We start from the raw sequence: 21,267 nt of genomic DNA on the forward strand, positions 1-21,267 counted from the left end.
TGCTCAATCCACCGAAAGATGTTGGCTAAGCTGGTGAAAAGTTAGAGGTTTCGCAAACAGGTAGCCTTGATAGTGGCTGCAGCCTTGCTGCTGCAGCTGCTGCCACTGTTGCTGGGTTTCAACCCCTTCGGCCACCAACGTTAATTCCAGATTGCGACCAATGTCGATGATGCTTTTCACCAACGACGCCGCGCTGTGCTGCGCCCCTAATTCATCAATAAAGCTTTTGTCGATTTTCAGCTCGTCCAGTGGCAACTGTCGCAACAAACTTAACGATGAATAACCGGTCCCAAAATCGTCCATTGAGATTTTAATGCCATGAGACCGCAGTTGCTGCAGCGACGGCAGCAACTGTTGCACATCTTCAATGAACAGATTTTCGGTGATCTCCACCGTCAGCGAGCCACACTCAATGCCATTGCGGTTGATGGCCTCTAACAGCTGCTCGATAAAGGCTTTCTCAACAAACTGACAGACTGAAATGTTCAGGGCGATTTGCAGCGGCTGGCCATTACGGCAGTGCAGCCCCGCCAACTGTTGCAGCGATCGCTCCATCACAAATTGGCCAATTTTTAACATCAGCCCAGCCCGTTCCGCCACCCCAATAAACTCATTCGGTGGCACCATGCCCAGCTCGGCGTTACGCCAACGCAGCAGTACCTCCACCCCATAGATCTGCCCCTCGGCATCCACTTGGGGTTGATACACCGGATACAACTCTTGTTTATCTAACGCCGAACGCAGTTGCCGTTCTACGGCAATGCGGTGCAAATAGCACTGTTGCAACGCCGGTTCAAAGAAACAGATGCGATTGCGGTATTTTTTCGCTTCGTACATGGCGATGTCGGCGGAACGCAACAGCTGATCCATGTTGGTGCCGTGGGTTGGGTAGGAAGCCACGCCAATGCTGACCCCAAGGTGACAATGGATCCCGGCCACAATTACGGGCTCGCACAGCTGTTGCACCAGTTGCTGACACAGCGGTTCAACCTGAGCAACCACATCGGTTGGGATCAACAGGATGAATTCATCACCGCCGTACCGTACCGCGCTGCCGCCTGATGGCAGCTGCTGCAATAAGCGCGCGCCTAACTGCTGCAACACCTTATCGCCAATCTCATGACCGAAACTGTCGTTAACGCTCTTGAAATGATCCATGTCCAGATACAACAAGCTGAATGGCTGTGCTGGCTCAGACATCATCTGGCTCATGGTGTCTTCCAGATAATTGCGATTGGGCAAACGGGTTAAGCTGTCGTGGTTGGCTTTATCAAGCAGCAGCTGTTGTTGCTGTTGCTGCACTCGAATGCTGGCGCGAAACAACAGCGACAACACCAACAAAAACAGCATAAAGAACACCGGGTAGTACCACACTCGATACCAAAACTGTTCCACGATGGCCGACTTGTTGTGTTTCACGATCGACCACAGCTGATAGCGGCGATCGAATAACGCCGCAGCGATAAATAAGCCGTTGTCTTGCTGGTGTTCATAAAAGACGGCGTTATCACTGGATCGCAGCTCTGCCACGGTTTTGGACATGGTTTCAGTGGCCATCTTGGCGCTGTCGAGGTACGCCTGATAATTGATGGGCTGCGTGTAAGCACTTTCGTTATCAGCAAAGCCAGAATGCAGCTGATAGTAGCGATCGAAGGTGCGTAACATCGCCACTTCAATCGCATCGTCCCCCCACATCCCCGGCTCGAAGAAACGCTGTTGTGAGCCAACGCGGATCCCCGCGGTGATCACCGCCAGCACCTCGCCATCCGCCCCCACAATGCGTTTGCGGATCGGGATGATCAGCCCTTGCAACCCTTGATGGAAATAGGTGCGCCCAACCACCATCGCGTCCGACTGTAAGGTTTGTGCAAAGGTGGCCGCCGTGTCTTTATGGGTGGCCAGGTTGTGCATCGGCTTGCCCTGCATGTTGTCACTCACGCTGACCATGCGGCCGTTTACTCCAGCCAAGCCAAAACCATTGATGTCGCCGTTGGTGGCCATCATTCGGTCAAACAGCGCGTTCATGCGCTGCAGGTTTTCCGGAGTCAGCTGCGGCTGCAGATCCAATTCACCAATCAGCACATCCAGCAGCATCTCTTTATTGGCAAACACCGAATTGGTGCTGCGCGACACCAACCGCGCCGACTGCGCCAGTTGTTGATAGCGCTGGGATAGGGTGTCGTGCCAACTTACGACCATGCTGTAGATCAACAACGTGAAACTGAACAGCGCAATACCCCAGTACAGCGCCCACACGTTATTCTTGATCGTATTCCAGAAGCGCTTAATTGACATTACTACCGAGGCTCAATAAAGGGTTGCCGCAGTGTACCCACGCCAATTTTTCGGTGCGACCGCCCTTTCAGGCAAACTTGATCCAAAACAATCCTGGCAACATTATTCCATTAAAAAGCGTAACATTATTCGCATTAGGCTATTAGCGCCGGTGATTTTTTGCCCTGAGTAATCCGCCGATAAGCAACGGCAATGAGCCCGTTGCTTATCCGCCGCCGCCATCGGTAAATGCAGTACTCTCGCTAAAGAACACAAAGGAGATTGCCGTTGTTAAAACGTGGGGAAGGAGTTCTGGTGTTGGCCACCATGCTGGCCTCGCTCGGCTGGTTGGCTTCAAAGCAGATTGTGGCGCAGCTGCCTGCCACCGCCTTTATCGGTTGGCGGTTTCTGTTGGCCGGTGGGTTATTGCTGTTGCTGCCACGCTGCCGTCGTGCCTTGCAGCAGGCCAAGGCCAGCGAGATCCGCAAAGGCTTACTGTTGGGGCTGTTGCTGGGGGCTGGGCTGCTGGTGTGGGTGCAAGCGATCATCCACTCAAATCGCATTGGCGAAGGGGCATTCATCGCCAGTTTGTCGCTGCTGTTGGTGCCGCCATTGGCGTGGTTACTGTTTGGGCTGCGCCCAAGTCGCCAGTTTTGGCTCAGCGCCCCCATCGCGCTGCTGGGGTTGCTGGCGTTGATGGCCAACAACGGCTTTCAATTTGAATCGGATCAGCTGTGGTTTTTGGCCGCTGCACTGATGTTGTCGTTGCACTTCACCTGCAATCAACGCGCAACGGTGGCGCTGCCTTCGCTGGCATCGGTGGCACTGCAATTGATTGCCGGAGGCTGTTTGGGCTTAACGGTGGCGTGGTATCAAGGCCAGTGGTCGTTGCTCGCGGTGCCGGTCAGTAACGAAATATGGCAGTGGTTTGCGGTCAGTGTCGGCTTTGCTACGGCGATGCGCTATTGGAGCCAAACCAATGCCCAAGGGCGGCTAACGCCAACGGTGGCCGCCGCCATTATGCTGTTGGAGCCGATTTGGACCTTGCTGCTCAGTTTGACGGTGCTGCACGAACAGATCAGCCCTTGGCAGCTGGGCGGCTGCGGGCTGATTTTGGCGTCGCTGTTGGTGTATCTGTTGCCGCAGCCCGCATCGACGCAAGCCGTTAAAAGCTCGATCCCGGCTGACTGAGAAACTGCAACTCTTGCTCCGTTGATGCTCGGCCTAATATCGCATTACGGTGGGGATAACGCCCAAAGCGATCGATGATCTGTTTATGCTGCAGTTCATAACGCAGGTTGTGCTCTAACCCCTTGGCTTGGTAGAGCAGCGCGGCCTGCTGGTGGATCAACGCCGATTCACTGTGCATGTAAGGCATGTATAAGAAGCCGCGTTGCTGTGGCGTTAACGGGCTGTCCGCCCCAGCAGCCACCGCTTGTTGCGCCAACACTAACGCCATCGGATCACAGGCAAACGCCTGCGCTTGATCGCGATACAGGTTACGCGAGAACTGATCCAACACGATCACTTCTGCTAAGCGCCCTTCACTGCTGCTGCGCCATTGAAACAACTCACCGGCTTGCGCTTGCTGGTGTAAGCCGCCAAAACGCTGCTGGATCAGCCGATCAAATTGCACATCTTTCGCAAACCATTGCGCTGGCGTGCACTGCGTAAACCAAAATTCAAGTACGTCATTGGCACTGTTCATCACAACCTCTTACTGGTTTCGAACCTCTGAATTCACCGCGGCGGACTCCACTGGCATGGCGCCGCGGCTCTCCAGCGGGTTAACCGTCGGCTTGCTCTTACCTTGGCGCTGCCCGGTGCTGTTGTCACGGTTGGCGTTGGGCGAAGGGGGCAGCATCGGGCTGTTGCTGGCCGCGGGCATCAACGCCGGCAAAGACACCTTCGAGGTCGGGGTTTGCCGCAGAAACACGATAAGTTGCTCTGGGCTACCTAACTCACTTAAAAGCAGCTGATCTTCCGCAGCTCGATACTGCATCGCCATGGGCACCGGCACGCCATCGTAGGTCAGCGCGATGCGGTACTCTTCCCCAAGCCTAAACCATTTTCCCGTGACGGTTTCCCCTGCAACGGTGGTGTAACTCAGGCCACCATCAGCATCAACCTGACTGTGGGCGCCTCCTGCATGCCAACGGCCAATCACGCGATCGGTTTGGCTGCTGTCATCAACCACTGCGGCCGTGGCACTTTCACCAAAGCTGGCCACGTTGGTGACATTGGCTTTTAACGCCAGTGGCTCTCGGGTTTGGTTGTTGGCGCAGGGGCGATCCTGAAACGCCACTTTGCCGTTCGCGGTCACGCATTTATAGATGGCGGCCTGAACACCGCCGCTGCCCAGCAGCAAGAGCAGCGCCACGGCACTTATGGTTGGCTTCATCGTAAGTCCTTTTGTCGATGTTGCCGTTAACCTATTTGAATTCATTACAAAAAGAAACGCCTCGCATTAAGCGAGGCGTTGGCAATCAGCACGCTATTTCCGGCGATGCACGTAGACGGTGATCTCTTCCCGATCGTGATACAGATGTTTTGCCTTGATTTCATGGCGAACACCAGCATGACGTAGGGCACTGGAGAGCTGATTCAAACAATCTGACACCATCGTGTAACGCTGCTTCATCGGCAGCTTCAGATTAAAGATGGCTTCATTACACCAACCATTGATAAACCAGCGCGTCATCAGACCAGTAACACGGTCTGGTTTTTCAATCATGTCGCAGATCAGCCAGTGGTTGTTGCTGTGGATTGGCTCGTGCTTAAAGCCATCCACCGCGTAGTGAGTCACCTGTCCGGTTTCCATCAAGCTGGCGGCCATTTCACCATTATCAATGGCTTCAACAAACATGCCTCGGCGCACCAGTTGATAGGTCCAACCGCCGGGGCACGCGCCCAGATCCACCGCTTTCAAACCCGAATGAGCACGTTGCTCCTGCTCTTCTGGGGTCAGGAAGACGCTAAACGCTTCATCCAGCTTTAGGGTGGAACGGCTTGGGGCATCGGATGGGAACTTCAGTCGTTCAATGCCCATGTAATACTGCGAGCCGTTATCAGAGCGGCTGTAACCCAAGTAACCGTTACCGCTGTCGGTTAAGAACAGATGGATGCGCGGCATTTTGTCGCGCTCGGTTTTGGTCAACAGACCGGTGCTGCGCATTGCTTGGCGCAGCGGCACGGTAAACTTGCGGCAGAACGACAACAGCGAACGGTACTCGTCGCCTTCGCCACTTTCGACCCACAATTTGCCGGATTTCGGCAACAACTCGGCGTGCTGCATGATGGCGCTGATCCGATCGTTCGGATCCATGTCGCTCAATTCAGCCTGCACCACAAACCAGCTTCGGGCGAAGATAAGCTCAGCAAAGTTCAGCTTTTCCATCAGCAGGTTGCCGTCTTCGGGGCCGTAGCCTTCAAACAATACGAAACCCGAGTTGTTGATCACTCGAGGAAAACCGTACACCTCGAGCTCTGCCGCTAACTCTTGCACTTCAGCGGCACACTCTTTTTCAAAGCCAGGCCGACAATGCAGCAGGACCTTATTCATCGATTCTCTCCCAAGCAAACACGGCGGCGGCCAATAGCCCCCAACCGATCATTAAAGTCAGTCCACCAATGGGGGTAATTGGCCCCCAAATTTTGCTGCCGCCAAACACCAACATATAGATGCTGCCGCTAAAACCGGCCATGCCAGCAATAAAGCAAGCTCCGGCGGCGCTCAGTAGACGTCCACCAACACCAAGGCGCAGCGCTAACGCCACCCCAAACAGTGCCAGTGCGTGTAAAAATTGGTACTGCACTGCAGTATTAAAACTGGCCAATAAACTGGCCGAGACCTTACCGGGTAAACCGTGGGCACCGTAGGCGCCAAGCGCCGTGGCCAACAGCCCCAATAACGCGGCGATTACGCCGTAAATTCTGCTTGTCATGTTGTGTCCTAGCGTCCCTTTAAAATAGCAGCACGGATCCATTCGGCGGCGGTTTCAATGTGTTGTTGTTGGCTAAAACCACTGCTTTTTCGTGGCTTAAAGCTGTGATCGCCATCCGCCAAATAGCGTACGTCCACGGCCGCTGGCATCGAGTGTTCAGCCAACTCTGCGGCGCTGCCAAAGGCGTCGCGGCTGCCTTGAATGATCAGCACCGGCACCTGCGCTTGTTGCAACGGTTGCCAACGCCACTTCTCGGGCTCTGTTTTGCCCACCGGGTGAAACGGGTAGCCCAGCGCAAAGGCGCCGGCCAGTGCGGTTGAACTGGCACAAACACAGGCCACTCGTCCGCCCATCGATTTGCCCGCCACATACAGCGGCAGTTCGGGATAACGTTGCTGCACCGCGGCTATCCAGCGTTGGTAGCAGTCGGTCAGCTTGGGCAGCCGATCCGGTGGGCGGCGTTTGTCGTTCGCCCGCGCAGTCACCATGTAATCAAATTCAAATCGCAACACCAGCACTTCCGGCGTGGCAATGGCCACCGCCAGCTGCGCCATCACGTCGTGATCCATGCCGGCGCCGGCACCGTGCGCCAACAGCACGACTGCTTGGGCCCGCTCGCCGCCATCACGGCGCAGTAACGACGGCCATGCGCTTTCGGGATTATTCGGCATTGGGGATCAGATCGCTGTGGGCTTCATCGGCAAAGGTTTGCAGCAACCAGTCGCGAAACGCTTGGATCTTACCCAAGTCTTCCTGACTTTCATGGCACACCAGGTAGTAGGCGCTTTTGCTTTGCAGCACCACATCAAACGGACACAACAACCGCCCCGCTTCCACTTCTGGGCGAGCCAATACCGAGGATCCCAGCGCGATCCCTTGACCGTGGATCGCTGCCTGCAAGACCAGGCTTGAGTGGCTAAAGATCGGCCCGGTATTCACGTTCACCAAGCCTTGCCCATGCTGCTTCGCCCACGCCTTCCAGTTGTGGCGGGTCATGTCGTGCAGCAGCGTGTGCTTGGCCAGATCTTCCACGGTTCGCAGTGGCTTACTGCCTTGCAGCATCCGCGGCGAACACAGCGGCACCAAGCACTCGGCCCGCAGTTTATCCGCCCGCAACCCCGGCCAGTGGCCTCGGCCAAAGTAGATCGCCACATCCACGTCTTCTGTCAGCGACTCTTCATCTTGATCCACCGCTTTGATCCGCACATCAATCTCTGGGTGCAGCTCAGCAAAGCGCGCCAACTTGGGCACCAACGATTGGATCGCAAAGGAGGGAGTCATGCTAACGGTTAACGAGCCGGTCGCGGTGCGCGCCAATAAGCGTTCAGTCGCATCGGCCAACTGAGTAAACACGTCTTTGGTGTCGAGAAAGTAGCTTTGCCCCTCTTCGGTCAGCAGCAAAGAGCGGTTGCGGCGGCGGAACAATTTTAAGCCTAAGTGCTCTTCAAGTGCCTTAATTTGGTGGCTGACTGCGGCCTGAGTCACAAAAAGTTCTTCGGCAGCACGAGTGAAGCTGAGGTTGCGCGCAGCGGCTTCAAACGCTTTCAGCGCATTAAGTGGGGGTAAGCGTCTAGACATGGCGATCACTTTATTAGTTTTTCTAATGGCAAAGTGTACTTTATTTTTACATAGCGGCTCCAGTCATTTGGCCAAATTGATGCCGTGTTCAAATATCAATCCAATTTGCGATCGCGCCTCGTTATTTGGGCACGGTTCAGCACCGTGCCGCACGGTTGCTGCGCCGAACCGCAGCAGCAACCGTTTTCGAACACAGAGCCCGATATGACGGCGTTTCAGCGGATCAGGCAGGGATGCTTGAAGCCCCTTCCCCGTTCGCCCTCAGCCTCTGAGTGCCCTTGGGCTGCTGATAAGACAACAACGAGCCCATTGGCCCGACAACAAAAAACGCGCCCTCGAAAAGAGGGCGCGTTGGCTGCGATTGGGCACCATCGAATTAACAGTGCGTTAACAACCCCGACGAAACATGAGTTAGATTCATTCAAGTGGGTGCTCGGCACGCGCTGTGCGGTAAAAATCCCCACCTAACCTGCATTTCGCTCATCCGACGGCCACGGTTGCTGCCATTAGCGGCTGGGCTGAACCGCGTCCGCTCCCTCGGCGCGGGTGCGGTGCCGCTGATGAGTCGGCGGGCCAAACAACGCCAGCCACTTCGCTTTAACGCCTTTGGCCTGGCGCCATTGACGAAACATGTGCAGCCACTGATGGGTAACCATCACCGTCCAGCGCTGTTTTTCCATAAAGCCGACCACCCCAAAGCGCACCGGTTGCTCATCCAGTTCCGCTTGAAAGGTGCCGAACAGCCGATCCCAGATCATCAACACCCCAGCGTAATTTTTATCGATGTACTGCGGGTTGGTGCCATGGTGCACACGGTGATGCGATGGCGTATTCAGCCAAAACTGCACAATGGGGATGCGCTTCGTCCAACGGGTGTGGACAAAGAACTGATAGCCCAGATTCAAGCCAACAATGGCGAACACCAACTTGGGATCGTACCCCAGCCACACCATCGGCGACCAAAACAGCCACATGCCCGCCAGCGGGTAGAACAGACTTTGGCGAAAAGCGGTGGAGTAGTTCATTAATTCTGAGCTGTGATGCACCACATGGGCCGACCACATCCAGTGCACTCGATGCGAAGCACGGTGAAACCAGTAATAGAGGAAGTCTTGCAGCACAAAGGCCCACAGCAGATTGACGGCGGTGAGTTCGATCTCCAGCAAGCGGTGTTGATGCAGCCAATAGAACAGCGGCAAGATCAGCAGCAGCGACAGCATCTCTGCGATCTGAAAGGTGATCGCCAAAATAAAGTTATTGAGCGAATCTTTCCCATTAAAGCGATCACGACGGCGCCAGTATTCAAAGGCAATCACTGCCACAAAAATTGGTCCCAACGCCAGTTGGATATATTCAATCGGCATGAAAATGCTCCTGCAATTTGTGCATGGCTGCGGCAATTTGACGGCGTAGCACCAGCGCCACCAACCAGGTTGGCACCCACGTTGCCGATCGCCCCTTGATGCGGTAATGCAGTTGGCAGCCGGTGGCTGTTGGGGTTAGCCGGATCTCGCCCAGGTGATCCACCAGAGGGCCCTCGCCCACAATGCAATAACTCAGCAAGGCGTCGTCGGCATGCAGCACCTCTTCATTAAAGGTGTTGCCCATGGTCGTTACCTGCCGCACGGCGCCAACGCCACCGCGGGGTTGCCCTACTTTCGCTTCCCGCACCAGTTCAAACTGCGCCGAGAAAAATCGCGATAATTGCGTGTGCGCCAATAACGTGGCCATCACCTGTTGCGGTGGTGCAGCCAACGGCAGTTGCAGATCAACTAAAGTCGACATCCGATCTCCATCGATATTTACACATTAACATTTACACAACCTAGGCAATCAGGCAGGTTTAGACTTGTCATTACGCGACAAGAGTTTGTCTTTATGCGCCAGTCTTGCCCCACTTGTGCCCATTACTACCTGCAAGGCGTGCTGCGTTTCCTCAACCACCATCAGGTGGAACAGCACGAATATCAGGGGATCATCGATCTGCCGCTGCAGCCGGAACAGCGGATCCCCTTATCGCAATATCTGGCGTTGCTGGAGTTTGGCGCCCAGCGTTTGCAGATGCCGCTGTTTGGCTTCTACCTTGGCCAAACCATTGAACAACAGGACTATGGCTTACTTGGCCACCTTATCGCTGCCTGCCCCGACTTTGCGGCGGTGATCGACGCCCAGCGCCGCTTCGATGCGTTAGTGGCCGACATTGGTCAGATGGAATTTGAGCTGCACGATAACGTCATCATCAGCCGTTGGACGCCCTTTGCCCAACCCAATGCTCAGTTAGTCTTACGCAATATGACCGGCTGGATCGCCATGGCGTGGCAATTGTTGGGACAACGGCTGCCGCCGCTGAAGTTGTCGTTGGTCGAACCTTGGCCAGCAGAGCAGCAGCAACAGTTATCCCAATGGTTCGGCTGCGCTGTGGAAGTCGGCGCCGACAGTAATGCCATCTACGCCCCAGCCGAACTGTTGCAACACCCCGTTAATCAGCACAATCAGCGGGTGCATCAGCTACTGCAGCAGGCATCGCAAACGGAACTGCAGCGGTTGGCACTGCGCCCCAGTTGGACCAGCCAGATTAAGCAACTGCTCACCGAGCTAACCGATTTGAATCAGATCAGCCTCAACCGCGCTGCAGCGTTGTTTCATCTGAGTCCGCGCACACTGCAACGGCGGCTAAAACAGGAACAAACCCAATTTGAGCAGCTGCTGGATTGGGAACGCCGCCGCCGTTTTAGCCAGCTGGTTGGCCACAGTAAATTGATTGAGATCGCCTCAATCCTAGGTTACCGCGAACAAAGCTCGCTCAACCGCGCCGTGCAGCGCTGGTTTGGCCAAAGCCCGAAACAATATCTGCAGCAAGGACACCCCGATGAACTGGTTTGAATTGAAGTTACCGCCGCCATTAGTGGCACTGGCTTGCGCCGCTCTGGTGTGGCCATTACGTACTTACTGGCCGCTGCCGTGGCAACTGCAGCACCCTTTATTGCCCGCGTTGGCGCTCGCGCTGGTGGCCGCGGCTCTGTTACTGGCCATCACTGCCGTGGTGCAGTTTCGACGCCAGCACACCACCGTGCACCCGTTTGCCCCAGAACAAACCAAGCAGGTGATCACCCATGGCGTCTATCGCTTTAGCCGTAATCCCATGTACCTGGCCATGGCGCAATTGCCATTCGCGGCGGGTTTGTGGCTGCAAACACCGCTGTATGGGCTGCTGACCAGCAGTGTTTTTGTGCTGTTTATCAGCCGATTTCAAATCATCCCAGAGGAACAGGCGCTCAGTCATCATTTTGGTCAGCCTTATCAAGATTACCTTAGCCAAGTAAGACGTTGGCTGTAGCAGCCGTGGGCTTTAACTATACCGCCAAACTCGCCATTGCTCTTGCCACTAAAGCGAGTAATCTAAGCAGGTAAAGTTAGCGCTATAAGACTGTAAATAAGGAAGTTAAATGATTGATGAACTGCTAACCCAAGAAGTGCAACTGGGCTTCGATATTGCCACCAGCGTCACCATTATCGGGGCACTGGCGTCTTGGTTTTGGGAAAGCCGTCGCCGTGCCGCCAAAGAGCGTCGCCTTGGCATCAACGAACAAGCCCGAGTGGTGTCGTTGGAAAAGGTACAAACTATCCTCAGCGAGTTTGAAACTTCATTTAACGATCTGGTGCAGGCTTGCGCTCGTTTTGAAGGCCCAATTCGTCGCCGCATCAATGCCGATAGCGAGACGCCGCTGGCACGGTTAGAAAGCTACGTTGAAAGCCGCCCAGAGGTCATTGATCAGCTGACCGAACAGCTGCAAACCATCCGCAGTGGCGTTGATGTGTATTACGAATCAATCCAGAAACGCCGTTACTCATTGGTGCCGGTACTGGATTCTCTGCCCGGTGGTGACGCCTTCCTAGAAGCGTTAAGCAAAGACATTACTGAAATTGGCCAAGCTCACGACAGCATCAACTCTGGCTACGTAGCCTTACTGAAAGAGTTTCACGCTATGGTTGGCGCCAGTAATGAGATCATCGAACAGGCTGACTTGGCGGAAGATTGCGAAGCCGAAGATAAGATCCGCGCGTTATTAAACGAACGCAGCTTTATTCGTCGCGCCAATATGTTGCTGGGTGATGCGGATTACGACAGCTGGATCATCTCTTTTGTCCCTACCGAGTCAGAAAATGAGTTCCGTGAACGTCGCGACAACAACACCTTAGGTGAAAACACCGATCTGCTGTTTAAAGTGTGCATCAACATCGCTGGCAGCCTAGTACGTCGCCCATCAAAGCTGTACGCGCAGATCCTGTGGATGGCATCACGAGAAGTAAAAACCACCCGCGTGGAGTGTAAAGACATCTTGATTAAGCTCAGCGCCTTAACTCATAAACTGCTGGCCAATAACGACGACATCGAATTAAGCAAAGTGATCGCGTTGTACGAGTCTGACAAATACTTTGGCCGCGATAGCTCCCAGCGCTAACCAAACGGTGACCAACCGCTAAGGTTAGGCACAAAAAAGCCCGCAACTGCGGGCTTTTTTCATGGCATTAAACGTTACTCAATACCCAGATCCGGTTGGGCCTTGATCAGATCGTCTAACGCCTTCATCTGTGCCAAGAACGGTTCCAGCTTATCCAGTGGGAACGCCGATGGGCCATCGCACTTTGCCGCGGCTGGGTTAGGGTGTGCTTCTAAGAACAGCCCCGCCAACCCAGTAGCCAAACCGGCTTTAGCCAGTTCCACAGTTTGGTGACGACGCCCACCAGAAGCTGCCCCCAGCGGATCGCGACACTGCAACGCGTGCGTCACATCAAAGATCACTGGCATGCCGCCAGAGCACTCTTTCATGGTGCGAAAGCCCAGCATATCAACCACCAGGTTGTCGTAACCAAAGTTGGCGCCACGCTCACACAGGATCACTTCGTGCTTACCGCACTCTGCAAACTTCTCGACGATGTTCTTCATCTGCCCAGGGCTTAAGAACTGCGGCTTCTTCACGTTGATCACCGCGTCGGTTTTCGCCATCGCTTCAACCAGATCGGTTTGCCGTGCTAAGAACGCCGGCAATTGGATCACGTCACAGATCTCCGCCACGGGGGCCGCTTGCTCAATTTCGTGAATGTCGGTGATCACCGGCACATTGAAAGTGGCCTTGATCTCTTCAAAGATCTTCAAGCCCTCTTCCATGCCCGGGCCACGGTAAGAGTGGATCGAGCTGCGGTTGGCTTTATCGTAAGAAGCCTTAAATACGTACGGAATGCCCAATTTCTCGGTCACCTGTACGTAGTGCTCAGCGATCTGCATCGCCAAGTCACGAGACTCCAGCACGTTCATGCCACCAAACAACACAAACGGTTTGTCGTTAGCAACGTTGGTGTTGCCAACGTTAATGGTGATCGCGTTCATCGCTTCCTCACTTAAACACAGATTACGCCGGCGTTAGGCCGCCAGCGTTTGCAAAATTTGACCACAGAACCACGCCATGTAAGTACCCAGCACGTAGCCCAATACCGCCAACAGCACGCCAACCGGCGCCAATGCCGGGTGGAAAGCGGCCGCAACCACAGGAGCACTGGCTGCACCACCCACGTTCGCTTGGCTGCCGACTGCCATGTAGAACAACGGCGCTTTAATTAAGCGCGCGGTGATCAACATGATCGCCGCGTGTACCAGCATCCAAACGCCACCCAACAGGAAGTATACCGGCGCATCAACAACGGCCGAAATGTCCATGTGCATGCCGATGGCAGCAACCAGTACGTAGATCCCCGCTGAACCGATTTTGCTGGCACCACAGGCGGCCAAGTTGCGCGCCTTAGTGAACGACAACAGCACGCCCAAGGTGGTGGCAATCACAATCAGCCAGAAGAAACCGCTGTGCAAGCTGTAACGCTTCAGCTCTGGGAAGTTGGCTTTAAAGAATGGCGCTAAAATGTCTGAGCCCATGTGGGAAATGCCCATGGCACCGAAACCAACCGCCAAGATCACCATGATGTTGGTGAGACTTGGGATCACTTCGTTTTCCTCTTGCCACTTAGACATTTTTTCACGCAGGGCGGTTAAGGCGGTGGTATCGGCGCCCATTTTGGCGTCCCACTCTTTGGCGCGCGGTGCCATGGTTAGCAGTACTGCCATCCACGCGTTCGCCACCAGCACGTCTACCGCAATCATCGACGAGAAGATGCCGTTGCCTACTTCGTAGATCTCTTTCATTGCGGTTTGGTTGGCACCACCGCCAATCCAGCTGCCCGCAAGGGTGGTCATGCCACGCCATACGGCTTCTGGGCCATTGTTGCCGATCAGCTCGGGGAATACCGCCGAGGTGGCCAGCAGCGCAATTGGCGCGCCAATCACAATGCCCATGGTGCCGGCTAAGAACATAACGATCGCTTTTGGCCCTAACGAGGCGATCGCTTTCAGATCCAAGTTCAGGGTCAGCAGTACCAATGCCATTGGCAGCAAGAAGCGTGATGCCACATAGTACAGGGTGCTGTCGCTGCCATCGATGATGCCAAAGGTGTTCAGCAACGAGGGGATGAAGTAACACAGCAACAGGGCTGGTACGTATTTGTAGAATTTACGACAAATCGGGTTGTCGCTGTGGGCGGTGTAGAACACCCCGCCTAAGACCATCATCAGGATCCCAAATACAGATGCCTGGTTAGTGATTAACACGTCGGTCATTGAACCTCCAAAATTAGAAACTGGCACATCGAGGTGCCAGTATTTTTATTGTTATGTAAGCGAGCACTTACATAAATAGAATAGGCATCTTGGTCTGCGCCAATTTCGCCATGTAGAACAGCCAGCCCATCGCCCCTAAAAAGGCGAAGGTGCGGAACAGTTTGCCCCGCTCTAGCTTAAGAGTGAAAACACCAAGAACAATATAAGCCACCAGCGCCACCATTTTTTCAAATAGCCATGGGCTGTTGCTTGGGCTGAAGCCGGTGTTCATCATTAACGCCACCCCAGAAAGGATCAAAACGGTATCAACAATGTGGGGCACAAACTTAACCCACTTTTGCTCCATCATCGCTGAGCCTTTCATCACCCAAATGAACCGCAACACAAACAGCGCCACACTGGCACCGATAACAGTAAAGTGAATGTGCTTTAACGCTTCGTATGGCATGGACTTTCCTTAGTTTTTGTTAAGAATCGTTGATTGAATAGTAAAAATACTGGAAACGGAATCGATTGTTAGCGCTTTTGTGGGATCTGACACTCCCCGCGCCACTGACCGCAGGTAAACCGGTCACGTTGGCCATAATCTTGACCAACAGTAACCCCATTAAAGCCCGCATGAGTGAAGATGGCGGCCACCGCTGAGCCTTGATCGTAACCGTGTTCGATCAGCAAATAGCCCCCGTCATTCAGATGGTGCCGCGCTGCGGCGACGATGTGCTCAATATCGGCCAAACCGTGGTTGGCGGCAATCAACGCCGATAACGGCTCAAAGCGCACGTCCCCTTGACTTAAATGTTGATCGCAAGGGTCGATGTACGGTGGGTTGGACACAATCAGATCGAACCGCTGCTGCGCGAGCGGTTCAAACCAACTGCCTTGTGCCACAGTAACATCCAGCTGCAGTGCCTTGGCGTTCGTGCGCGCTAACTGCGCGGCCTCGGCGCTGTATTCCACCGCTTGCACCTGCCACTGCGCCATTTCGCTTTTCAGCGCAAGCGCGATGGCGCCGGTGCCCGTGCCCAAATCAACCACCCGAGCGTTGGCGGGCAACGCCAAGGCTAAGGCGGCTTCCACCAGCGATTCGGTATCCGGACGAGGGATCAAGGTGCTGGCATTGACCTGCAGCGGCAAGCTCCAGAATTCGCGTTCACCAATAATGTGCGCGATGGGCTCACCGCGAATGCGGCGCTGCAGATCTTGTTCTAGCTGCGCCAACAACGGCGGATCCAGTGGGTGTTCTGGCCAAGTAAACACAAAACTGCGGGGCTTGTTTAACCGCTTTAATAGCAACAGCTCCGCATCTAATTGGGCGCTGTCGCTGTCCGGCAGTTGGGCACAGGCGGCCGCTAACCAAGAATCAAGACGCACGCGGCTTATTCCTCAGCCAACGCTGCCAGCTGATCCGCTTGGTGTTCTTGCAAGATAGGCTCCATCAAGGCGGCCAGATCCCCTTCCATCACTTCGTTCAAACGGTAGATGGTCAGGTTAATGCGGTGATCCGACACCCGCCCCTGTGGGTAGTTGTAGGTTCGGATCCGCTCGGAGCGATCGCCCGAGGTCACCAAGCTGCGGCGGGTATCGGTTTCCGCCTGCTTACGTTTTTCCTCTTCTGCCGCTTCCAACCGCGCCGCCAGCACCGCCATCGCCTTAGCGCGGTTCTTGTGCTGCGAACGTTCATCCTGACATTCGACGACGGTGCCCGATGGCAAGTGGGTAATGCGGATGGCGGAGTCGGTTTTGTTTACGTGCTGACCACCGGCGCCAGAGGCGCGGAAGGTATCCACTTTCAGATCGGCTGAATTGATCTCAATCGCTTCGGCGGCTTCCACTTCTGGCATCACCACAACGGTACAGGCCGAGGTATGAATTCGACCTTGGGATTCGGTCGCGGGTACCCGCTGCACGCGGTGGCCACCGGATTCAAACTTCATCACGCCGTACACGCTTTCCCCAGAAAACTTGGCGATCACCTCTTTGTAACCGCCATGCTCGCCTTGGTTCGACGACATCAGTTCCACTTTCCAGCCGCGGGTTTCCGCGTATTTGCTGTACATCCGCAGCAGATCACCGGCAAAGATCCCCGCTTCATCGCCGCCAGCGCCAGCACGGATCTCCACATAGGCGTCGTTATCGTCTTTCGGATCCTTCGGCAGCAGCAAGATCTGCAATTCGTCTTCCAAGCGCTCGCTGTTGGCTTTGGCGTCAACCAACTCCTCTTTGGCCATCTCGGCCATATCGGGATCGCTCAGCATCTCTTGGGCGGTGTCGATGTCGTCTTGCGCGGCTTGGTAGGCCTGAAACGCGATTACTACCTCTTCGAGCTGGGCGTACTCTTTGGTCAAACCACGATAGCGGTTTTGATCATTGATAACTTCATTCTCGCCGAGCAGCGCCTGAACTTCTTCATAGCGCTCAACGAGACCTTCCAATTTGGCGTAAACAGTGGCTTTCATGGCTACCTTAGATAAACAGCAACGGCCCACAAAGGGGCCGTTCAATTAAGAGGTGAGAACAAACTTGGGCTAATTGTCGTTGATACCCAGTGCTCGACGCAAGATCTCTAACGATTCTAAATCTCCGGCTCTGGCCGCTTTTGATAACGACTGCGTTGGCGCGTGGATCAGTTTGTTGGTTAATTTGTTGGCCAGCTCGGTTAAGACCGCTTCGGCATCGCTGCCCTGTTGCAGCTTATTCAACGCGGCCACCAAGGCTTCTTTTTTCACCGCTTCGCTTTGGCTGCGGAACTGGCGAATGGTATCCACCGAGTCCAAACCGCGCAGCCATTCGACAAAATCATGGGCCTGAGCCGACGCAATGGCTTCTGCCTGCTCCGCCGCTTCTAAGCGGTTGGCCATGTTCTTCTGCACAATGCCTTGCAGATCGTCCACGGTGTACAGGTAGGCATTTTCCAGCTCGCCCACTTCCGCTTCGATGTCGCGCGGTACCGCGATATCCACCAACAGCATCGCCTGCTGACGGCGTTTTTTCAGCGCCGTGGCCACCATGCCTTTGCCCAAAATTGGCAACGGCGCCGCGGTCGAGGAGATCACGATATCGGCCGTAGGCAGATGATCGGGGATCTGTGCCAAGGTAATGGCTTTGGCCCCAAACTCATCGGCCATGCCTTCAGCACGAGATAAGGTGCGGTTGGCCACAATTAAGTCGGTTGCCCCTTGCTCACCAAGGTGACGCGCCACCAGTTCGATGGTTTCACCGGCACCAATCAGCAGCACCTTGGCGCTGCCAAGATCCTCAAAGATATGCCGAGCCAAGTTAACCGCTGCAAACGCCACCGATACCGCCGAGGCACCGATGTCGGTGTCGGTACGGATCTGCTTAGCCACTTTGAAGGTGTGTTGGAACAAGCGGTCGATGGTGTGCGACACCGTGCCAACCGCTTTGGCGTCGGAGTAGGATTTTTTGATTTGACCGAGGATCTGCGGCTCGCCTAAGACTAACGAGTCTAAGCCAGCGGAGACGCGCAACAAGTGCTGTACGGCCTTTTCACCTTGGTGCAGATAGATGCAGCTACGCAACTCCGCTTCATCAAGGTTGTGGAATTCACTTAACCAATGGATCGCCTGCTCCGCATCCACGTTGTTGGTGTACAACTCGGTGCGGTTACAAGTAGATACAATGACGGCCTCGTTGGTTTTGCTGGCACTGGCCAAGCTCTTCAAGGCTTCATCAAGTATGTCTGGTCCGAATGCCACTTTTTCGCGCAGGGCTACGCTGGCAGTCTTGTGATTGATCCCAATTGCAACTAACGTCATGGCTTTGTAACTTGTTTCGCCCCGTTTTTCATGATGTTTCCTATGCGCCGGCAATTCTATGCGGAACAGCGCATAAGCGAAATAAGTATCGGCCATTTGCCCGCAATTCCATTCATGATTGCGGCCATGTGCACAAAAGTTGGATAAAAATGTTCACCCAACCCGTAAAACTGATCCTGTTGTTGCTCCTTGCGCTCACCTTGAGCGCCTGCGCCACTTATCAAGACGTCACCAGCAACAGCAAAACGGTGCAGTCTAATGACTGGACCATCACCGGCAAACTGGCCTTCATTAGCCCGAAGGAACGTGTTTCCGCCAATCTGCATTGGCGTCATCTGGCCAGTAGCGGCAAAGATGAACTGCGACTGACCGGACCTCTAGGGCGTAACGTATTGAGCCTGAGTGCTTTTCCAGGATTTGCGAGCATCACCATGGACGGCAAAACCTACACTGGAAAAGATGCTGATAGCCTAATAGTTCGATTAACCGGTTGGCCACTGCCTTTGTCACAATTAGGACAATACCTTTTAGGGCAAACCACCGGATCCGAACAAATTTCAACCGATGCGAACAATCAATTAGCGTCAGTGCAATTAACTCACCCTCGTACCGGTCAAAAATCGCAACTGCACTACCGTGGTTGGCAACAATTGGCGGGCTACAAGGTGCCCAAACAAATTGAGTTGCACCAACAGCAACAACGCATAAAATTGGCGATCAAATCGTGGCAACCGGAGTTGTAATGCCAACCTCAGCCGACACATGGTGGCCTGCCCCCGCCAAACTGAACTTATGTTTACACATCAATGGCCGTCGTCCCGACGGTTACCATGAGTTGCAAACCCTGTTTCAATTCATCGATTGGTGCGACTACCTGCAATTTCGGCCGCGCAGCGACGGTAACATCACCTTATCGCCGCCGTTACCGGGGGTGCCCAGCGACAGCAATTTAATTGTGAAAGCGGCGCGGATGCTACAACAACACAGTGGCTGCCAACAAGGGGTCGACATCATCCTCGATAAACGCCTGCCGATGGGCGGTGGCATTGGCGGCGGTTCGTCGGATGCCGCCACCACACTGGTGGCGCTGAATGCCATCTGGCAAACCAACGTTGATAACGCCACTTTGGCCCAAATGGGGTTAACCCTGGGTGCCGATGTGCCGGTGTTTATTGGCGGCGTGGCGGCCATGGCCGATGGCGTTGGCGAACAGTTGCGTCCGGTGACGGTAGAACAACCTTGGTATCTGTTGGTGGTGCCCGATGTGGAAGTGTCCACGGCGGCGATCTTCAACGCCGCCGAACTGCCTCGCGATACCCCCAAAATTGCCGATTTAGAACATCTGCCTGCGCATTGGAAAAACGATTGCCAACAACTCGTTTGCGACCGCTATCCTCAAGTTGCAAACTCGTTATCGTGGTTGTTAGAATATGCGCCGTCAAAAATGACCGGCACCGGCTGTTGTGTTTTTGGGCAATTCGCTTCAAAAATCAACGCTGAGGCTGCTCGGGCGAAGATGCCCAAAGGGTGGAAGGCTGCAGTTGCGAAAGGCTGTAATCGCTCTCCCCTACTAGCGTTGTTCGACTAGTAAAAAATGTTGGGCTATCGCCAAGCGGTAAGGCAGCGGGTTTTGATCCCGCCATTCTCAGGTTCAAATCCTGATAGCCCAGCCATCTTTTAGGCTAACTATCCCACCGCTTCAGGGATTGGAAGGCGTAGCGAGCGTTGGAACCTTGTTCTGCGTTGTGCTCGGCTAAACAGATACTACCTTTTGTACCCTAATGACTGGAATAATCCAGCACATGGGCAGCAGGCCAGCTTGATGCACCGACCTGCCCCACACCCAATCAGCCAGAGGTTCACTCCTGTGCCCGACATTAAGCTTTTCGCCGGTAACGCCACACCGGAACTTGCTAAGAAAATCGCCGATCGTTTGTACTGTTCTTTGGGTCATGCCGAAGTCGGTCGTTTCTCAGACGGTGAAATCAGTGTTCAAATCAACGAAAACGTTCGCGGTAGCGACTGCTTCATCATCCAGTCTACTTGTGCGCCAACCAACGACAATCTGATGGAACTGATTGTAATGGTTGATGCACTACGTCGTGCGTCTGCCGGCCGTATCACTGCGGTGATCCCGTACTTTGGTTACGCCCGCCAAGACCGCCGTGTTCGTTCCGCCCGTGTGCCAATCACCGCCAAAGTTGTTGCAGATTTCCTGTCCAGCGTTGGGGTTGACCGCGTGCTGACCTGTGACTTGCACGCCGAGCAGATCCAAGGCTTCTTCGATGTACCGGTAGATAACGTGTTTGGCTCACCAGTATTGCTGGAAGACATGCGCGCGAAAGCACTGGATAACCCCGTTGTTGTCTCCCCTGATATCGGTGGTGTCGTCCGTGCTCGTGCGGTTGCCAAACTGCTGGATGACACCGACTTGGCCATCATCGATAAACGTCGCCCTCGCGCTAACGTCGCGCAGGTCATGCACATTATTGGTGACATCAAAGATCGTGACTGCATCATCGTTGATGACATGATCGATACCGGTGGTACCCTCTGTAAGGCTGCTGAAGCGCTGAAAGCCCACGGTGCCCGTCGCGTATTTGCTTACGCCACTCACCCTGTGTTCTCTGGCAATGCCGCTAAGAACATCGCTGAATCCGTGATTGATGAAGTGATTGTGACCGACACCATCCCACTGTGTGATGAGATCAAGGCCACCGGCAAAGTAACTCAGCTGACCATGTCTGGTGTGATGTCTGAAGCCATTCGTCGCGTTAGCAACGAAGAGTCTATCTCGGCCATGTTCGAGCACTAAGCCTCGCCCTACGCTGATAAGTTTTGTGAAAACGCCCCGCCCTGCGGGGCGTTTTTTTATGCGATTTTGTAACCATTTAGCTGAAACTGAATTCACTTCAATTTCAATCTTCACAAAACTTCAAGCCAAGCCCGACTTTTAATGTGACCCGAGTCACACACCATCACAAATTGGCTCGTCTCAGAGAACTCACTTGTTAGTCTTACGAACGCT

The 21,267-nt window shown here is 54.4% G+C and carries 22 protein-coding genes and 1 tRNA gene; 8 read left to right on the forward strand and 15 right to left on the reverse strand.

Annotated features, from left to right (window positions below):
* Positions 1–3 precede the first annotated feature (3 nt).
* Positions 4–2,295, reverse strand: coding sequence for an EAL domain-containing protein (locus tag Q0796_RS02385; protein ID WP_298439909.1), 2,292 nt, complete (start codon positions 2,293–2,295; stop codon positions 4–6).
* Between the two features lie 267 nt (positions 2,296–2,562).
* Between Q0796_RS02385 and Q0796_RS02390 the strand changes: the two genes are divergently transcribed.
* Complete coding sequence (locus Q0796_RS02390) at positions 2,563–3,465, forward strand: DMT family transporter (protein WP_298439911.1); 903 nt, start codon at positions 2,563–2,565, stop codon at positions 3,463–3,465.
* On the opposite strand, the gene Q0796_RS02395 is transcribed toward Q0796_RS02390, so the two are convergent.
* From Q0796_RS02395 to Q0796_RS02430, 8 genes are all read right to left on the reverse strand, one after another.
* Entirely contained in the window at positions 3,440–3,982 is a 543-nt protein-coding gene (locus tag Q0796_RS02395) for a DUF924 family protein (protein WP_298439913.1), read from the reverse strand. The two genes, Q0796_RS02390 and Q0796_RS02395, sit on opposite strands and share 26 nt — an antisense overlap.
* 9 nt (positions 3,983–3,991) lie before the next feature.
* The gene (locus Q0796_RS02400) at positions 3,992–4,675 is read right to left on the reverse strand and encodes a DUF4124 domain-containing protein (protein WP_298439915.1); all 684 of its coding nucleotides are present in this window, start codon (positions 4,673–4,675) and stop codon (positions 3,992–3,994) included.
* A gap of 93 nt (positions 4,676–4,768) precedes the next feature.
* Entirely contained in the window at positions 4,769–5,836 is a 1,068-nt protein-coding gene (gene rlmM / locus Q0796_RS02405) for a 23S rRNA (cytidine(2498)-2'-O)-methyltransferase RlmM (RefSeq protein WP_298439917.1), read from the reverse strand.
* Positions 5,829–6,218: a DUF423 domain-containing protein gene (locus tag Q0796_RS02410; protein ID WP_298439919.1), complete on the reverse strand. Its 390-nt coding sequence runs from the start codon at positions 6,216–6,218 to the stop codon at positions 5,829–5,831. The genes rlmM and Q0796_RS02410 overlap by 8 nt, the downstream gene beginning before the upstream one ends.
* An 8-nt stretch (positions 6,219–6,226) precedes the next feature.
* Entirely contained in the window at positions 6,227–6,889 is a 663-nt protein-coding gene (locus tag Q0796_RS02415; RefSeq protein WP_298439920.1) for an alpha/beta family hydrolase, read from the reverse strand.
* Positions 6,879–7,796, reverse strand: coding sequence for a transcriptional regulator GcvA (locus Q0796_RS02420; protein ID WP_298439922.1), 918 nt, complete (start codon positions 7,794–7,796; stop codon positions 6,879–6,881). The genes Q0796_RS02415 and Q0796_RS02420 overlap by 11 nt, the downstream gene beginning before the upstream one ends.
* 506 nt (positions 7,797–8,302) lie before the next feature.
* The gene (locus tag Q0796_RS02425; protein ID WP_298439924.1) at positions 8,303–9,160 is read right to left on the reverse strand and encodes a sterol desaturase family protein; all 858 of its coding nucleotides are present in this window, start codon (positions 9,158–9,160) and stop codon (positions 8,303–8,305) included.
* Positions 9,150–9,581: an SRPBCC family protein gene (locus Q0796_RS02430; RefSeq protein WP_298439926.1), complete on the reverse strand. Its 432-nt coding sequence runs from the start codon at positions 9,579–9,581 to the stop codon at positions 9,150–9,152. The genes Q0796_RS02425 and Q0796_RS02430 overlap by 11 nt, the downstream gene beginning before the upstream one ends.
* Before the next feature lie 93 nt (positions 9,582–9,674).
* Here Q0796_RS02430 and Q0796_RS02435 point away from each other — a divergent pair, with 93 nt between their 5' ends.
* The 3 genes from Q0796_RS02435 (at position 9,675) to Q0796_RS02445 (ending at position 12,259) form a co-directional block, all read left to right on the forward strand.
* Entirely contained in the window at positions 9,675–10,679 is a 1,005-nt protein-coding gene (locus tag Q0796_RS02435) for an AraC family transcriptional regulator (protein WP_298439928.1), read from the forward strand.
* Entirely contained in the window at positions 10,666–11,133 is a 468-nt protein-coding gene (locus Q0796_RS02440; protein WP_298439930.1) for an isoprenylcysteine carboxylmethyltransferase family protein, read from the forward strand. Before Q0796_RS02435 ends, Q0796_RS02440 begins: the two co-directional genes overlap by 14 nt.
* A gap of 109 nt (positions 11,134–11,242) precedes the next feature.
* Positions 11,243–12,259: a hypothetical protein gene (locus Q0796_RS02445; protein WP_298439932.1), complete on the forward strand. Its 1,017-nt coding sequence runs from the start codon at positions 11,243–11,245 to the stop codon at positions 12,257–12,259.
* 74 nt (positions 12,260–12,333) lie between these two features.
* Here the strand turns inward: Q0796_RS02445 and kdsA are convergent, their stop codons facing one another.
* From kdsA to hemA, 6 genes are all read right to left on the reverse strand, one after another.
* Positions 12,334–13,185 (reverse strand): 3-deoxy-8-phosphooctulonate synthase, encoded by an 852-nt coding sequence (gene kdsA, locus Q0796_RS02450; protein WP_298439934.1) that lies wholly within the window; start codon positions 13,183–13,185, stop codon positions 12,334–12,336.
* A gap of 33 nt (positions 13,186–13,218) precedes the next feature.
* Positions 13,219–14,463 (reverse strand): DUF819 family protein, encoded by a 1,245-nt coding sequence (locus Q0796_RS02455; RefSeq protein ID WP_298439935.1) that lies wholly within the window; start codon positions 14,461–14,463, stop codon positions 13,219–13,221.
* Positions 14,464–14,530: 67 nt separating this feature from the next.
* The gene (locus tag Q0796_RS02460) at positions 14,531–14,911 is read right to left on the reverse strand and encodes a SirB2 family protein (RefSeq protein WP_298439937.1); all 381 of its coding nucleotides are present in this window, start codon (positions 14,909–14,911) and stop codon (positions 14,531–14,533) included.
* Between the two features lie 68 nt (positions 14,912–14,979).
* Entirely contained in the window at positions 14,980–15,834 is an 855-nt protein-coding gene (gene prmC, locus Q0796_RS02465; protein ID WP_298439940.1) for a peptide chain release factor N(5)-glutamine methyltransferase, read from the reverse strand.
* A 5-nt stretch (positions 15,835–15,839) separates the two neighbouring features.
* Positions 15,840–16,919 (reverse strand): peptide chain release factor 1, encoded by a 1,080-nt coding sequence (prfA, locus tag Q0796_RS02470; RefSeq protein ID WP_298439942.1) that lies wholly within the window; start codon positions 16,917–16,919, stop codon positions 15,840–15,842.
* Positions 16,920–16,988: 69 nt separating this feature from the next.
* On the reverse strand, positions 16,989–18,239 hold the full coding sequence (gene hemA, locus Q0796_RS02475; RefSeq protein ID WP_298439944.1) for a glutamyl-tRNA reductase: 1,251 nt from the start codon (positions 18,237–18,239) through the stop codon (positions 16,989–16,991).
* Positions 18,240–18,388: 149 nt separating this feature from the next.
* On the opposite strand from hemA, the gene lolB reads away from it, so the two are divergent.
* The 4 genes from lolB (at position 18,389) to Q0796_RS02495 (ending at position 21,054) form a co-directional block, all read left to right on the forward strand.
* Positions 18,389–18,982, forward strand: coding sequence for a lipoprotein insertase outer membrane protein LolB (gene lolB / locus Q0796_RS02480; RefSeq protein WP_298439946.1), 594 nt, complete (start codon positions 18,389–18,391; stop codon positions 18,980–18,982).
* Complete coding sequence (gene ispE, locus Q0796_RS02485) at positions 18,982–19,827, forward strand: 4-(cytidine 5'-diphospho)-2-C-methyl-D-erythritol kinase (protein ID WP_298439949.1); 846 nt, start codon at positions 18,982–18,984, stop codon at positions 19,825–19,827. The genes lolB and ispE overlap by 1 nt, the downstream gene beginning before the upstream one ends.
* Positions 19,828–19,837: 10 nt before the next feature.
* A tRNA-Gln gene (locus Q0796_RS02490) sits at positions 19,838–19,912 on the forward strand.
* 194 nt (positions 19,913–20,106) lie between these two features.
* Entirely contained in the window at positions 20,107–21,054 is a 948-nt protein-coding gene (locus tag Q0796_RS02495) for a ribose-phosphate pyrophosphokinase (protein WP_298439950.1), read from the forward strand.
* Positions 21,055–21,267 lie beyond the last annotated feature (213 nt).

Origin of the sequence: uncultured Ferrimonas sp. (genome assembly GCF_947489035.1) — a bacterium.
In the GTDB taxonomy this organism is placed as follows: Bacteria; Pseudomonadota; Gammaproteobacteria; order Enterobacterales; family Shewanellaceae; genus Ferrimonas.